Here is a 14,145-nt window from a genome sequence, read left to right on the forward strand (position 1 = left end):
CCTTAAAAAGGGGTTAAGGGCGTCCTTAGAACTGTTCTGCGAACGGCACGCAGCGTTCAGCGAGGAGCACACAGTGCGGCCGCGGCGCGCACCAGCGCGGCTTGATGCAGGGCGTCGGTATTACCGGCGCCGAATACGCCGAAGACGCTGACGGCCAATCTTTCCGCACAGTCCGGCGCGGTCAGTTCGGCGCGCCGGGCGGCGAGTTGGTCGACGATCTCGACGTTCACCCGGTCGATCACCGGGCGTACCGACGCCAGATCGGGTGCCGAGCCGGGCGCGGCGGCCGGATCGAAACGCCAGCGGGTGATCAGGCCGCGCTGCACGACCTTGTTGGACTCGATCTGACCGGCGAACACCTGCCGCACCCAGCCCTCCGGCAGGTCGAGACCCGCGCCGAGCGTCGCCATCGAGTCGTAGACCACGGCCTCCCTGGCCGGATCGTCGATGGTGGGTTCGGTGCCGGTTCGGGCGGCGCTCACCCACTTCGCGGCGGCCACCGCGTCGCCGGTGTCGAGCCGTTCCAGCACCAGCGCGACCAAGCGGTCCAGCGACTGGTCGCGGCCGCCGCCGGGATCCGCCGTTGCGCTAGCGGGCGACACGATCAGTGCCGCCGCGATGATCATCAGCGAAATGCGCCGCATGACCTGACCTCCCGAGATGGTTCGCGCGGAAACGGATCATCGAGTCAGAGTAGGCGAACTCACGCTCGCGCTCCCGAGTGTCCCGGGTCCGGAAAGGACCGACTCGACCGACTCGACGCCCGCCATACCAGCACCCCATCGCCGGCTTTGTGAAGCTGGCCACATACGTCCGCTGCCACTCGGTGTGTCGGGGGGCGCCCTGTCACGCTGTGACAACGAAACCACGTCGGTTTCAGCAGGTCCGTTCGACGACCTGCGAGCAGTCGCTAGCGGTACCCGCGAAATCGAATCCACTGGGACCAAGAGGATGTGAGTTCCCATGACCCTCACCGGCTTGTTCACCTGGCTCGGCGGGGGCCAAGACGGCGAAGTCGCCTACCGCCACGAACGCACCGGATACGCCATGACCGGCGCGGCGGTGCTGCTGTTCGCGATCGTGTCCGGCCTGATCACCGCACTCGCGCTGGCCTCGACCGGTAGCTGGGCCTGGTTGGCGACAATCCTGGTAGCGCTGCTCGTGACGGTGCTCGCCGGCGCGGTCGCGCGAGCGCTGGCGACCCCGCGCCCCGCGGGCGGGCCCGACCGGCTCGGCCTGCTCGCCCGTCTCGCCGTCGCCGTGCTGGCCGGTGGGCTGATCGCCGAACTGGCCGCCATCGTCGTCTTCGGTGGCAGCGTCGACCGGACTCTCGACGAAAGCGCCCGGCGCTCGGTCGCTTCCGCACCCCAGGTCGGCATCGCGCGCACGGAACTGGACAAGGCACGGGCCGATCGGACCGCACTGGATCAGTCGATCGCCAAGGCGCGCAACGATGTCGACCGTTCCCTGGTGATCGCCCGCTGCGAACTCAACCCGATTCCGGAATGCCCGCAGCTCCCGATCACCCGGGTGCCAGGGCGCGGACCGGAGGCACAGACCGCCAACGACATGCTCGACGACGCCCGCAAGCAGCTGGCCACGGCGCAGGGCCGGGCCGAGGCGCTGGACACCCGGATCGCCGACGACGAAAAGGCCGTGACCACAGCCGAATCGGCGGCCTTCACCAGCGCCGACCGCGGCCTCGGCGCGCGCTGGCAGGCGATGAACGACTACACCACGCAGCACCCGGGCGCCCTTCCGCTGCGCATCCTGACGATCATCGCGTTGATCGCGCTCGCGCTGCTGCCGCTGGTGCTGCGGTGGTGGCGTGGGCAGACCTCGTTCGACCGGCGCGCCGCCTTCCTGGATGTGCGGAATCAGGCCGAGCACGAGGCCGACGCCGCCATCGCGGTCCAGCGGGCCGAGGCGCGAGTCGCGGCCGAAGCACTGCTCGCCGAACAACAACTCACCGCCGTGCGCCTCGCCGCCGAGGCGGACACCGCCATCGACCGGGAGCGTCAGCGCACCCGGATCGTCGCGGCCATCGGCGGCTTACGGATCGGCGTCACCGAACCGCCGCGCCGCCCCGAACTACCAGCCGCAACGGCTGACGATCGAAAGGACAGCTCCGTGTCTGCCGAAGGATTCGTGACGCCGAACCTGCCAGCTCCCGTCGCCGCGCGGGCACTCGCGCCGAGCACGCGGGCGCCCAAGACCGGTGGCGGCCTGGAACTTCCGCTGATCGGCACGGTGCCGTTCACCGACACCGCGGCCAGGTTGATCCGCCCGCTGGTCCCGTCGTTCGTGGCCAACGCGATCGACAACGCAACGCACCCGCTGCGCACTGCCCGACAGGCGTTCGAGGAGGTCGAGGAGATCACCTTCACGCTGAAGCGCACCCGCAAGGTCACCATCGATACCCAGGACTCGCACGCGCCGACGGGTTACCAGCTCGCACCGGGATCGCCGGAGGCGCAGCACGCCCAGCGCGTCGCCGCCACCGTGGTCGACGCGGACTACGGACAGGACCCGCGCTACTCGGCGCTGCCGGAGGGCTCGGCGGCTCAGCCGTATGGCCTGTCCGGTTCGCGGCAGGACGAGCTCAGCGGCCGAGGGCAGTCCGAACTTCCCGGTCGTGGCCGGCGCGAACTGCCACGCGGTCGCTGATTGCCACTCCCGCGCCCTGCCGCACCGGTAGCGGGCTCCCACTGCGCACGCGCCATCGCGCGGGCACTGAGCGCACCGATAGTCGAGGCACTCGGACGATCTCGGGCCGCTGGTCCGGCTCTTCGCGGGTGGTCCGGCCTAGGCTTTCCTCCCATGGCCCACAGTGACGTTTCGACAGCCGCGTTCGGTTCGCGGCTGCTCGGACCGGTGGACGAGTCATCGGGGATGCGGCGGATCCGGGTACAGCTGCTGCTGACCGTGCCGCTGGTGGCGGCGAACCTGGCCGGGATGGCCGTCACTTTCGCGTTGATCGGCTTCGTGTTGCCGGGGCCGACGGTGTTCACCCGGGAACTGTTGCTGCTCGATGTCATCGCCACGCCGGGATACGCGGCGCTGGCGTTGCTGGTCGGGATGTGGTGGGGCACCGTGCGCGGGCTACGCACCTTGCGCTGGGCGATCGACCCGGACCAGGTGCCCACCGAGGCGGAACAGATCGCCGCCGCCAGGGTGCCGCGAAATCTGGTGCTGCAGCAGGCACTGCTGTGGTCGGGTGCCGCCGCCGTACTGACGCCGCTCTACGCCCTGGTCGAGCCCGCGCTCATTCCCAAGATCCTGATCGGCATCGCCTTCAGCGCGATCGTGGTGTGCGCCAACGGCTACCTGATCGCCGAGTTCGCGCTGCGGGTGGTGACCGCACGAGTCTTGGACGCGGCGCCGTCGCGGCGGCGGCGTGGCATGGGCGTCTTCTCCCGTTCGATGGTGGCCTGGATGTTGGGTGCCGGCGTGCCGGTGGCCCTTTCGATGATCGTGGCCGGGTGGGCGCTGGTCGACTCGTCGGTCAGCACGGCCCGGCTCGCGGTCTGCGTGTTGTCCCTCGGCGGTGCGGCGCTGGTGTTCGGTCTGCTGCTGATGATGCAGAGCGTGTCGGCGATCATCGCGCCGATTCGCGGGGTGCGGCGTGCACTGCGTCAGGTCGAGGACGGCGACCTGCAGGTGGCGATCACCGTGTACGACGGCACCGAGCTCGGCGAGCTGCAAAGCGGTTTCAACCACATGGTGGAGGGGTTGCGCGAGCGCGAACAGATCAGAGATCTGTTCGGCAGGCACGTCGGGCGCGATGTCGCCGACGCCGCGCTGGCGGGCAATCCCTCGCTCGGCGGCGTGGAGACCGAGGCGGCGGCGCTGTTCGTCGACATCGTCGGATCGACGACGATGGCCGCGACGGTGCCCGCCACCGAGATGGTCGCCATCCTCAACCGCTTCTTCGACATCGTGGTCGACGAGGTGGAGGAGCACGGCGGCCTGCTCAACAAGTTCGAGGGCGACGCCGCGCTGGCCGTATTCGGCACGCCCGCCGCCCTTTCCGACGCATCGGGTGCGGCGCTGGCCTGCGCACGGGCGATTCGACGCCGGCTCGATGCCACCGCCAACGACTTCGTCGCCGCGATCGGCGTCGCCGCGGGCCGCGTGGTCGCGGGCAACGTCGGCGCCAGGCAGCGCTACGAGTTCACCGTCATCGGCGACGCGGTCAACGAGGCCGCCCGCCTCTGCGAACTCGCCAAACAGGACAACCTCCTACTCGCCTCCGCCACCACCGTCACCGCCGCCGACCCCACCGAAGCCAAACACTGGCAACTCGCCGAATCCGTCACCCTCCGCGGCCGCCTCACCCCCACCCAACTTGCCCGCCCCCAGCACTGACCGGTATCACCCAGAATTCGGCCGGTGATTGTTGAGGCGAGTCAAATGGTCGCTGGTGAAGATCGTTGAGCGACCGTATGACTCGCCTCGACTTGGGGCGGGTTACGGGCGGGGGGTGCGGAGGCGGAAGGCTACTACCGCGGCGATCAGCAGGATCGAGGCTGTGCCGATTGCGGCGAAGTGGATGCCTGAGACGAACGACTCGTGCACCGAGGTGAGGAAGGTGCTGGAGACCGACTCTGGTAGTTGTCGCGCGAAACCTGTGGCCGCGCCGAGGGATTCCGACGCGACGCCCACCTGGTCGCTCGGCACGTTGGTCAGGTCGAGGCCGTTGCGGAAGATCGCCATGACCACGCTGCCGAGGATGGCGACGCCCAGGGCGATGCCGGTTTCGTAGGCGGTCTCCGAGACCGCCGCGGCCGCGCCCGCCCGCTCGACCGGAGCCGAGCTGACCACCAGGTCCGACGAGACCGTCAGCGCGACACCGACACCGGCGCCGATGAACAGGAAGCCGAGGATGAACGGCGTGGTGCTGCCCGCCGGGTTCGGGCCGAGCCAGAGGAACAGCGCGGAACCGAACGCGGCAACGGTCAGCGCGCCGCCGAGCACCGCACCGGGCCGGATCCGCTGCACCAGCCACGCCGCGGCGAGCGACGCGATCACGCTGGCGGCCAGGCCGGGCAGCAACAGCAAACCGGCCTCCATCGGCGAGTGGCCGAGCACCAGCTGCAGGTACTGCGAGCCGAAGAACAGCACACCGGCCAGCGCGAACACGGCGAGCAGGTTGGTGATCACCGCGGTGCGGAACCTGGGCAGTGCGAACAACTTCAGGTCCAGCATCGGGTTGTCCAGGGTGCGCTGTCTGCGCACGAACACCACACCCGCGATGACGCCGACCGCACCGATCACGGCCAACCGCGGGCTGAGCCCGTGTGCCGCCGACTCCTTGATCGCGTACACGATCGGCACCAGCGCCAGCATCGACAAGCCCGCGCTCGGCAGATCGAATCGACCGGGGTTCGGGTCCCGCGATTCCGGAACGAGGAACGGGCCCAAGGCGATCAGCACCAGCATGACCGGCAGGTTCACCAGGAACACCGAACCCCACCAGTAGTGCTCGAGCAGCCAGCCGCCGAGCAGCGGTCCGGCCGCCGCGCCGCCGCCCGCCATCGCGCTCCACACCGCGATGGCGACGGTGCGCTGGCGCGGATCGAGGAACATCGAACGGATCAGGCCGAGGGTCGCGGGCATGAGGGTCGCACCGGCGACACCCTGCAGCACGCGCGCGCCGATCAGCATCTCCGGGGACACGGCCCAGGCCGCGATCACCGACGCGACACCGAAACCGGCCGCGCCGATCAGCAGCAGCCTGCGGCGGCCGATCCGGTCGCCGAGGTTGCCCATCATCACCAGCAGGCCGGCCAGCACGAACGAGTACACGTCGATGATCCACAGCAGCTGTGGTGTGGTCGGCGCCAGATCGGCGCTGATCGCGGGCACGGCCAGGTCGAGCACCGTGGCGTCCACCGCGAGCAGCAGCAGGGCGAGGGCGAGCACGGCGAGGCCCGCCCAGTCGCGTGCGGTGGCGCGGGGTGGGGTGTCGGCGATCGGCCCGGTCATCCGGGGGTTCTTCGCGGTCTGGGTGGTCATTGTCTTGCTCGACTTCCGTCATATTTCTTACCGTCCGGACGGTACAGTATCAGACCTTACCGTCCAGCCGGTATAGTTCGCCCGGTGACGGCTAACACCCGCGACCGGATCCTGGACGCACTCGAATCCCTGCTGCTGGAAAAAGGCATGTCGCACGTGACCCTGGAGAGCGTCGCGACGAAGGCCGGCGTCTCCAAGGGCGGGCTGCTCTATCACTTCAAGAGCAAGGACGCGCTGCTCGCCGGGCTGGTCCGGCGGCTCACCGAACGCGCGGGCCAGCAGCTGACGGACTACACCGACCGCGGCCAATCGGTCGCCAGCTGGTACCTGCAGACCCCGAACCCGGACAACGCCGCCGACGCGGTGGAACTCGAGATCTACCGCTCCATGCTGGCGACCATGCGCACCATCGACGCCGCGGCCGACGCAGAGGCCGACGAGGTGCAGCAGGCCCTGATGGAGATGATGAACTCCTGGTCGGACGGCCTGGACAACGAGATCGACGACCCGGTCCAGGCCGACATCGTCCGGCTGGTCGGCGACGGCGTGTACCTTCGTGCCCTGCTCGGCCTGCCGCAAATCGAACCGGCCCGGTACCGGCAGGTCGTGGCACGGCTGCTGGACAAGAGCGTCGAACCAGCGACGAACTCGACCGCGTAAGGCCTGCCAACGAAGATCGGGCCCCTGCGTAAACGACGAACGGCCTGCGAGGGCCGCAATTCGGGGACAGCCCGTTAGACTCGGCCCGTGCTACCAGCCGCCGACCCGGCCGGTGCCGTCGGGGCGGGAGACGATCCGGTACCAGGGTCCCCTGGAACGACGGTGCCGATCCGTCCGATGACCTTCCGCGAACTGCTGGACGTGCCGTTCGCGCTGATCCAGGCGAATCTGCTCGCACTGGCCTGGTTGACCGCGCTGTGCCTGGTCGCCGCCGAGCTCGTGGTGGTCGCGATCACCGCGGGCAGCGCGCGGCTGACCGGCGATGCCGACAATGCCATCGCGTGGGCGGCGATCCTGTCGACGATGGCCTGCGCGTGGCTGCTGCGGCTCGTGCTGCGCGGCGCGACCGTCGCGATCGGACTGGCCGGCGTGTCCGGTGCGCCGATCGGCTGGCGCACAGCGCTGCGCAGGGTCGCCAAGGCGTCCGGGCCGTTGCTGGTGTTCCAGGTGCTCTATACCCTCGTCGCGGTCGGCGTGCTCGCGCTGTCCAGCCTGCTGATCATCACCTTTCCGTTCGGGGTGGCCTGGCTGGGGTGGTTGCGCGCCAAGCGTTTCGTGGCGGTCCCGGTCATGTTCGTCGAAGGGGCACCGCATCGGGGGGCCGTCGCTCGCGCGAAAATCCTGGTCGCCGGTGCCGAGTGGCAGACGGTCGGCCTGTGGTTCGCGCAACGCTGCCTGCTCGCGCTGTTGTCCGTGCCGCTGCTGGGGATTCCGTGGTATCTGTCGGACTTCTCCGGCACCCATCGCTGGCCGGTGATCGTGCTCCTCACCAGCGGCGTGCTGCTGATTATCGCGTTCGGTGAGGTCGTCGAGGCGGCCACCAGGGTGGTGTCCTACCTCGATCGTCGTTGCCGCCGTGAGGGTTTGGACATTCACATACCGGGTCAGGTGCGATGAGCGAGCACGACGAAGTGTCGCAGGACAGCCAGCCGCCGGGCCCACCGCGGCTCGGCGCCGCGGCCGACCACCGCGCGGCCGCCGAAAACGCCGCACAGCACCGCGATTTCGACCGCGCGCTGCGCGAACGCTTCCGCGCCGTACTGCGCGGACTCGAGCAGCGCGGCGTGCTCGAGGTGCGTAGGTCCCGCACCGCCCGGGAGACCGCCGACGATGTGACGACCGCGCTGCCGCTCGACGTCGTCGCCGAATTCGACCCGGCCGCACACAGTTTCGACGAGGTCGTCTACGGCGGGCGACGCGCGACCGAGGACGAGTACCGCAGGCTCGAATACGCCGACCGGTTCTCCGCGGCGGCCCCGCCGCCCGTGCCGGAGCCCATGGAGATCACCGCCGCCGAGCGGGCGCCGCGCACCCGGCGGACGCTGCCGCCACTGCCGGAGCTGTTGCGCAACCCCAAATTCTGGGCGGTACTCGCCGGTGCGGCCGCACTACTGCTGCTGCTCTACGCCGCGCTGCAGTCGTGCGGCGCGCCGAACGCGCCGCAGCAACCTCCGGACATCCCGCGCACCAGGCCGCCGCACGACTCCGGCGGATCCGGCTTCGGCACCGGCGACGACGCGATCTGGGATCGGCTGCCCGCGCCGGTCTTCTTCGGCGGGTTGCAATTCCTGATCGCCGCCGCCCTGGTGGTGTGGTGGCGGGCGCGCCGCCGTGGCGCGCTGGTGCGCGAGCCGCGGCCGGTCGAGGTCGCGGCGAACGAGCTGCTCGCCGGGCAGGCCGCGCTGTATCGGCGGTCGAGGGACCACGAGCACGTCGCGGCCAAGCTGCGCGCGGCGACGCTGCGCCGCATCCGCCCGACGCTCGGGATGACCGCGGACACCCCGCCGGACCGGCTCGTCGCCGCCCTGGCCGCCCGCATCGGCGAAGATCCGCAAGAGCTCGGGCTCGCCCTGTTCGGCCGGGTGCCCGACGCGGACACCCTGGAACTCGTTGCCACCCAACTCGAGTGGATCGAAGCGGAGGTCGGATGAACCGCCGACACCATGCCGCAGCACTCATCCCATCGACGGGGCGCGGGAACCCCCGCATGACACTGGAGGTCGGATGACCATCCCCACTACGGACACCAACCACACCCCCACCGCCGAGGAGGCAGGTGCGGCGTTCGCGGCGTTGCGCACCGAGATCGGCAAGGCGGTGGTCGGCAACGACAACGCGATCATGTTCCTGGTACTAGCGCTGCTGTGCCGTGGACACGTGCTGCTCGAAGGCGTACCTGGCGTGGCGAAGACGCTGCTGGTGCGGGCGTTGGCGACGGCACTGGAGCTGGACCACGCCAGGGTGCAGTTCACCCCGGACCTGATGCCGGGCGACGTCACCGGCTCGCAGATCTACGATCCGCACTCGGCCGAGTTCACCTTCCGGCACGGCCCGGTCTTCACCAACCTGCTGCTGGCCGACGAAATCAACCGCACGCCACCGAAAACCCAGTCGGCGTTGCTGGAATCCATGGAGGAGCGCCAGGTTTCGGTCGACGGACGGCCGCGCCCGCTGCCCGATCCGTTCGTCGTGATCGCCACCCAGAACCCGATCGAGCAGGAGGGCACCTATCCGCTGCCCGAGGCGCAGCTGGACCGGTTCCTGTTCAAGGTCGACATCCAATTGCCCGGCCGCGACGACGAATTCCGCATTCTGCAGCGCCATGCCGCCGGTTTCGATCCACGCGATCTGGCCGCCGCCGGACTGCGCCCGGTAGCCGGACCCGCGCATATCCTCGCCGGCCGGGCCGCGATCGCCGAGGTGACGATCAGTCCAGAGGTGCTGGCCTACATGGTCGACGTGTGCCGGGCCACCCGCATGTCCCCCGCCGTGCAGCACGGCGCGTCCACCCGTGGCGCCACCGCGCTGATGGCGGCCTCGCGCGCGTTCGCGTGGCTGAACGGACGCGGGTTCGTGACTCCCGACGACGTCAAATCCCTTGCCGTCGCGGTGCTTCGGCATCGGCTGCAGCTGCGACCGGAGGCGGAGCTGGACGGCGTGACCACCGAGAGTGTCATGTCGTCGCTGCTGCTTTCGGTCCCGGTTCCGGTGTAGTCCGTGGTCGTCACCGGTCGGCTGGCCGCCGCGGCGGGCCTGCTCGCGCTGCTCGTCACCTTCGTCGTTCCGTCGTTGATCGGCGTGCTGGTCGCGACCGGCTTGCTGGCCGCCGCACTGCTTTTCGACCTCGGCTCGGTCGGCCGGGCCCGCGATCTCGCCCTGTCCAGGGAGCCGCTCACCGTGGTCCGGCTCGGCCGGGCCACCGAGGTGGAACTCGTCGCGGTGAACAACGGCACCCGCCCGCTGCGCGGCACCGTGTGGGACGACTGGCCCGCCAGCGCCCGCACCGAAAACCGCACGCACACGCTGGATCTCGCGCCGGCGACGCTGGTCCGCTTCCGCACCACGCTCGCCCCGACCTATCGCGGCGACCGGGCGGCGGGTCAGGTGACCGTGCGACTGATCGGCCCACTCGGCTTGGCGGGCAGGCAGACTCGCCGTAGCGTCCCGGCCCGGGTCCGCGCGCTGCCGCCGTTCCGTAGCGAGCGCCTGCTGCGCTCGAAAGTCAAACGGCTGCAACAACTCGAGGGCCGCAATGTGGCCAACCTGCGCGGGCAGGGCGACGAATTCGACTCGTTCCGGGAATATGTCGCCGGCGACGACGTGCGCGGCATCGACTGGCGCGCCACCGCCCGCGCCACCGACGTGCTGGTGCGCACCTGGCGCCCGGAACGGCACCGGCACATGCTGATGCTGCTCGACACCGGCCGGATCAGCGCGGGCCGGGTCGGCGACGGCACCCGCCTGGACGCCGGCATCGAGGCCGCGCTGCTGCTCGGTGGGCTGGCCGCCGCCGCGGGCGACTCGGTCGATCTGCTCGCCTACGACCGGGAGCCGCGCGCCGAGGTGCGGGGTATCAGCGGAAAAGGCTTGCAGCTGAAGCTGATGCACGCGATGGCGGGCATCACCCCGGCCCTCGTCGACACCGACAGCGCGGGCCTGGTGCGCGCCGCCATCCAGCGCACCCGCCGCCGCAGCCTGGTCGTCTGGTTCACCAGCCTCGACGGTGCCGCCGTCGAGGAAAACCTGCTCCCGGTGCTGCCCACCCTCGCCCAGCGCCACCGCGTCCTCATCGTCTCGGTTACCGACCCCGACGTCGCCGCGGCCGCGACCCGGCGCGCCACCCGCGCCGACCTCTACCCCGCGGCCGCCGCCGAATCCATCCTCGCCGAACGCGCCCTGGTGCAGGAGTCCTTGCGCCGCAGGGGCTTCGCGGTAGTCGCCGCCTCCCCCGACCACCTCGCCGAGGCACTCGCGGACGAATACCTGGAGCTCAAGAAGTCCGGCACGATGTAGCCCGCCCGGCGGCCCGCGGCGCATGATGGGAGCCATGTCTGATCTCGCCGCGTTCGTCCGCGGACTGCCCAAGGCCGAGCTGCACCTGCATCTGGAGGGAACGCTGGAGCCGGAGTTGAAGTTCCGGTTGGCGCAGCGCAATGGGATCGAGCTGGCGGAACAGACGGTGGACGAGGTCAAGCAGACCTATCAGTTCCACGATCTGACCTCGTTTCTGCGGGTCTACTACCCCGCCATGCGGGTGCTGCTGGAACCGGCCGACTTTCATGATCTGGCGTTCGACTACCTGACCAGGGCGCATGCCCAGGGGGTTCGGCACGTCGAAATGTTCTTCGACCCGCAGGCGCACACCGGGCGCGGGGTCCCGTTCGCCACCGTGATCGACGGATACCGGTCGGCGATCGTGCGGGCGCGACGCGAGTTCGGCATCTCGGCCGAGCTGATCCTCTGCTTCCTGCGCGACTATGCCGCGGAGTTCGCGATGGCAACCTTGCTGGCGGCGCTGCCGTACCGGGACTGGATCATCGGCGTCGGGCTCGACTCGGATGAGCGCGGCAATCCGCCGAGCAAGTTCGCGGCGGTCTTCGCGCGGGCCCGGCGCGAGGGCTTCCTGCTGACGATGCACTGCGATATCGATCAGCAAGACTCGATCGAGCACATCCGGCAGGCCCTGGAGGACATCGCCGTCGACCGGCTCGACCACGGCACCAACATCGTCGAGGACGACCGGCTCGTCGAACTGGCCAAGGGCAAGGGGATCGCGTTGACCTGCTGTCCGGTCTCGAATTCGTTCGTCACCTCCCGGATGAAGTCCGACGAGATCGTGGGGTTGCTGAACCGCGGCCTCACGGTGACGATCAACAGCGACGATCCCGCGTACTTCGGCGCGTACGCGGCGGACAACTATGTCGCACTCGCCGAGCACGCGGGCCTCGACATCGATCAGCTGGTGGCGCTGGCCAAGAACTCGTTCCGCGGCTCCTGGATCACCCCCGCGCGACTGGACCAGTTCCTGCGCGAGATCGACGACTACGTCGCGGCCAACCGGTAACTACGGACCGACCCGAAGCGGCACCGGCCCCGGCCGGAAGACCGGGAACATCGGCGGCGGCAGCACCCGGCGTTGCCGCTCGGCGATCACCGCACCCAAAATCTGCAACGGCGGATATCCGGTCGGCACCGGCACCTGCAGCCGCTCGCATACCGCACTGACCAGCGCGGTGCCGAGCTCATGTTGCACGACGGGCGTGAGGGTGCGCAAGCGGCTCAGGTACTGCCGCACCGCGAGCGCCAGATCATCCGGCAGCATGGCCAGCGGCAGCGGACCCGCCCAGCCCGCGAGCCACGGCGGTGCCACCGCGAGCAGCGGTGCGGGCAGCGGCCGCTGGGCGTGCACGACAACGGTGCCCGCGAGCACGTCACCGACTCGCCGCGCGTTCGGCGAACACAGCGACGTGACCACCGCGACCGCACCGAACGCGCCGAGCATCCAGAAGTCGACGATCGCACCGGCCAGCCCGCGGGTGAGCGCGTGCCGGAAATCGATCGGGCCGCCATCCGCGCGCACCACCCGCAGCCCGAGCATCAACTTGCCCAACGTCCGCCCGCGCGACGCGGTCTCGCAGACCACCGGGTAGCCGACCAGCACACCTACGACGGTGACCAGCACGGCAACATCCAGCCACGCCGTGTCCGCCCCGCTGGGCAGCAGCACGCTGACGGTCAGCACGAACAGCGTGACGGCCAGCAGCAGCTGCACCACCACGTCGACGAAGAACGCGGTGGCCCTGGTGGGCAGGCGGGCGATCGGCAGCTCTAGCGCGACCGCTTCCCCGGTGGTGAATTCAGCCATGTCGATAGCATTCTTGCGACCGGCGGTAGTGGGAGGCAAGCCAGTGGATGTTGACGCGTACAGCTATGCACACCGGAGGGCTTGGGAACGGCTCGACTATCTGACCAAGCGGAGCAGGCTCACCGGTGCCGAGGCGGACGAGCTCGTCACGCTGTACCGGCGCACGTCCCAGCAGTTGGCCCGGCTGCAATCGCACAGCCCCGATCCGGAGCTGATCGCCGGGTTGAGCGCGCTGCTGGCCAGGGCGCGCGGTCGGGCGATCGGCAGTAGCGGCGACACCTGGCAGGAGATCGGCCGGTTCTTCACACACCGCTTCCCGGCCGCCCTGTATCGGAGTTGGCCGTGGTGGGTCAGCGTGGCGGCGGTGTTCCTGTTGATATCCGCAGGGTTGGCCGTCTGGGTGGCCCGATTCGATTCGGCGCGTGCGGTTCTCGGCATTCCGTCCGACACCGGCGAGCTGACCGGGCGCGGCGGTGCCTTCGAGTCCTACTACTCCGAGCATCCGCAGGGTGCGTTCGCCGCGCAGGTGTGGACGAACAATGCCTGGGTGACCGCGATCGCGCTGTTCACCGGGGTGCTGATCCTGCCAGCGGTGTATCTGCTGTTCATGAACGCGCTCAACCTCGGCGTCTCCGCCGGGCTGATGGCCGAGGCGGGGCGGCTGGATTCGTTCTTCGGATTCATCCTGCCGCACGGCACGCTCGAGCTGACCGCGATCTTCGTGGCGGGCGGGGCGGGCCTGAAACTCGGCTGGACACTGATAGATCCGGGTCGGCTGAGCCGGTTGGAGGCGGTGGCGCGGCAGGGCAGGGCGACCGCGACGGTGGCGCTCGGGTTGGTCGGCGTGCTGCTGGTGTGTGGCTGCATCGAGGGTTTTGTGACGCCGAGCGCCCTGCCCGCGCCGGTGCGCATCGCGATCGGGTTCCTCGCCGAGGCGTTGTTCCTGGTCTACGTGTTCGGGGTGGGTCGAAGGGTGGTGCTCGCGAAGGACGATGCGGCACTGGATGCGACGGGCGAGGGTCGACAGACAACCTCGAGCACACACTGAGCGAAGCGGGTTCGGACACTCGACAGCAACGCCGCGTCACGGTTCGGTTTCGGTGTCCCCCAATTGAGTTCCGCTGGCCGCAGCGAGTCATGCTCAGCTGCGGCCAGCGTTACCGTTGACTCTACACAATCGTTATCCTCATGCAACCCTTGTCGCTCGTGTCAAGCGTATAAAGCAGCACGCCAGCAAACCCTGGTGAGCGCATAGTTTTTCA

At 69.6% G+C, this 14,145-nt stretch carries 12 protein-coding genes; 9 read left to right on the forward strand and 3 right to left on the reverse strand.

Translation table 11 applies throughout. The features are described 5' to 3' along the window. Positions 1–56: 56 nt before the first annotated feature. Positions 57–644 (reverse strand): chorismate mutase, encoded by a 588-nt coding sequence (locus tag ACIBCN_RS28990; RefSeq protein WP_396994859.1) that lies wholly within the window; start codon positions 642–644, stop codon positions 57–59. A 319-nt stretch (positions 645–963) separates the two neighbouring features. Between ACIBCN_RS28990 and ACIBCN_RS28995 the strand changes: the two genes are divergently transcribed. Beyond that, on the forward strand, positions 964–2,667 hold the full coding sequence (locus ACIBCN_RS28995) for a DUF4407 domain-containing protein (RefSeq protein WP_396994860.1): 1,704 nt from the start codon (positions 964–966) through the stop codon (positions 2,665–2,667). Between the two features lie 153 nt (positions 2,668–2,820). Continuing rightward, a complete protein-coding gene (locus tag ACIBCN_RS29000; protein ID WP_396994861.1) occupies positions 2,821–4,368 on the forward strand; it encodes an adenylate/guanylate cyclase domain-containing protein in 1,548 nt (515 codons plus the stop codon). A gap of 102 nt (positions 4,369–4,470) precedes the next feature. Here the strand turns inward: ACIBCN_RS29000 and ACIBCN_RS29005 are convergent, their stop codons facing one another. Continuing rightward, a complete protein-coding gene (locus ACIBCN_RS29005) occupies positions 4,471–5,988 on the reverse strand; it encodes an MFS transporter (RefSeq protein WP_396995165.1) in 1,518 nt (505 codons plus the stop codon). A 114-nt stretch (positions 5,989–6,102) separates the two neighbouring features. Between ACIBCN_RS29005 and ACIBCN_RS29010 the strand changes: the two genes are divergently transcribed. The 6 genes from ACIBCN_RS29010 to add all read left to right on the forward strand — a co-directional run bounded on the left by ACIBCN_RS29010 (position 6,103) and on the right by add (position 12,082). Beyond that, a complete protein-coding gene (locus tag ACIBCN_RS29010; RefSeq protein WP_396994862.1) occupies positions 6,103–6,678 on the forward strand; it encodes a TetR/AcrR family transcriptional regulator in 576 nt (191 codons plus the stop codon). 87 nt (positions 6,679–6,765) lie between these two features. After that, positions 6,766–7,635 (forward strand): hypothetical protein, encoded by an 870-nt coding sequence (locus ACIBCN_RS29015; protein WP_396994863.1) that lies wholly within the window; start codon positions 6,766–6,768, stop codon positions 7,633–7,635. Further along, positions 7,632–8,669 carry a DUF4129 domain-containing protein gene (locus ACIBCN_RS29020; RefSeq protein ID WP_396994864.1) on the forward strand — a complete coding sequence of 346 codons (1,038 nt, stop codon included), beginning with the start codon at positions 7,632–7,634 and terminating at the stop codon, positions 8,667–8,669. The genes ACIBCN_RS29015 and ACIBCN_RS29020 overlap by 4 nt, the downstream gene beginning before the upstream one ends. A gap of 73 nt (positions 8,670–8,742) precedes the next feature. Next, positions 8,743–9,732: an AAA family ATPase gene (locus tag ACIBCN_RS29025; protein WP_396994866.1), complete on the forward strand. Its 990-nt coding sequence runs from the start codon at positions 8,743–8,745 to the stop codon at positions 9,730–9,732. A gap of 3 nt (positions 9,733–9,735) precedes the next feature. Beyond that, complete coding sequence (locus ACIBCN_RS29030) at positions 9,736–11,031, forward strand: DUF58 domain-containing protein (protein ID WP_396994867.1); 1,296 nt, start codon at positions 9,736–9,738, stop codon at positions 11,029–11,031. Positions 11,032–11,065: 34 nt separating this feature from the next. Beyond that, positions 11,066–12,082, forward strand: coding sequence for an adenosine deaminase (gene add / locus ACIBCN_RS29035; protein ID WP_396994868.1), 1,017 nt, complete (start codon positions 11,066–11,068; stop codon positions 12,080–12,082). Here the strand turns inward: add and ACIBCN_RS29040 are convergent, their stop codons facing one another. After that, positions 12,083–12,883, reverse strand: a complete 801-nt coding sequence (locus tag ACIBCN_RS29040) for an RDD family protein (RefSeq protein ID WP_396994869.1) — start codon at positions 12,881–12,883, stop codon at positions 12,083–12,085. A 43-nt stretch (positions 12,884–12,926) separates the two neighbouring features. On the opposite strand from ACIBCN_RS29040, the gene ACIBCN_RS29045 reads away from it, so the two are divergent. Beyond that, a complete protein-coding gene (locus tag ACIBCN_RS29045; protein ID WP_396994870.1) occupies positions 12,927–13,931 on the forward strand; it encodes a stage II sporulation protein M in 1,005 nt (334 codons plus the stop codon). Positions 13,932–14,145 lie beyond the last annotated feature (214 nt).

The organism is Nocardia sp. NPDC051052 (assembly GCF_044456045.1).
In the GTDB taxonomy this organism is placed as follows: Bacteria; Actinomycetota; Actinomycetes; order Mycobacteriales; family Mycobacteriaceae; genus Nocardia.

What these genes read in the sequence shown, in the direction of transcription:
- ACIBCN_RS29005 (WP_396995165.1), bottom strand. Translation starts at nt 5,988, where the DNA reads ATGACCGGGCCGATCGCCGACACCCCACCCCGCGCCACCGCACGCGAC.
- ACIBCN_RS29000 (WP_396994861.1), top strand. Translation starts at nt 2,821, where the DNA reads ATGGCCCACAGTGACGTTTCGACAGCCGCGTTCGGTTCGCGGCTGCTC.
- ACIBCN_RS29040 (WP_396994869.1), bottom strand. Translation starts at nt 12,883, where the DNA reads ATGGCTGAATTCACCACCGGGGAAGCGGTCGCGCTAGAGCTGCCGATC.
- ACIBCN_RS29020 (WP_396994864.1), top strand. Translation starts at nt 7,632, where the DNA reads ATGAGCGAGCACGACGAAGTGTCGCAGGACAGCCAGCCGCCGGGCCCA.
- add (WP_396994868.1), top strand. Translation starts at nt 11,066, where the DNA reads ATGTCTGATCTCGCCGCGTTCGTCCGCGGACTGCCCAAGGCCGAGCTG.
- ACIBCN_RS28990 (WP_396994859.1), bottom strand. Translation starts at nt 644, where the DNA reads ATGCGGCGCATTTCGCTGATGATCATCGCGGCGGCACTGATCGTGTCG.
- ACIBCN_RS29025 (WP_396994866.1), top strand. Translation starts at nt 8,743, where the DNA reads ATGACCATCCCCACTACGGACACCAACCACACCCCCACCGCCGAGGAG.
- ACIBCN_RS28995 (WP_396994860.1), top strand. Translation starts at nt 964, where the DNA reads ATGACCCTCACCGGCTTGTTCACCTGGCTCGGCGGGGGCCAAGACGGC.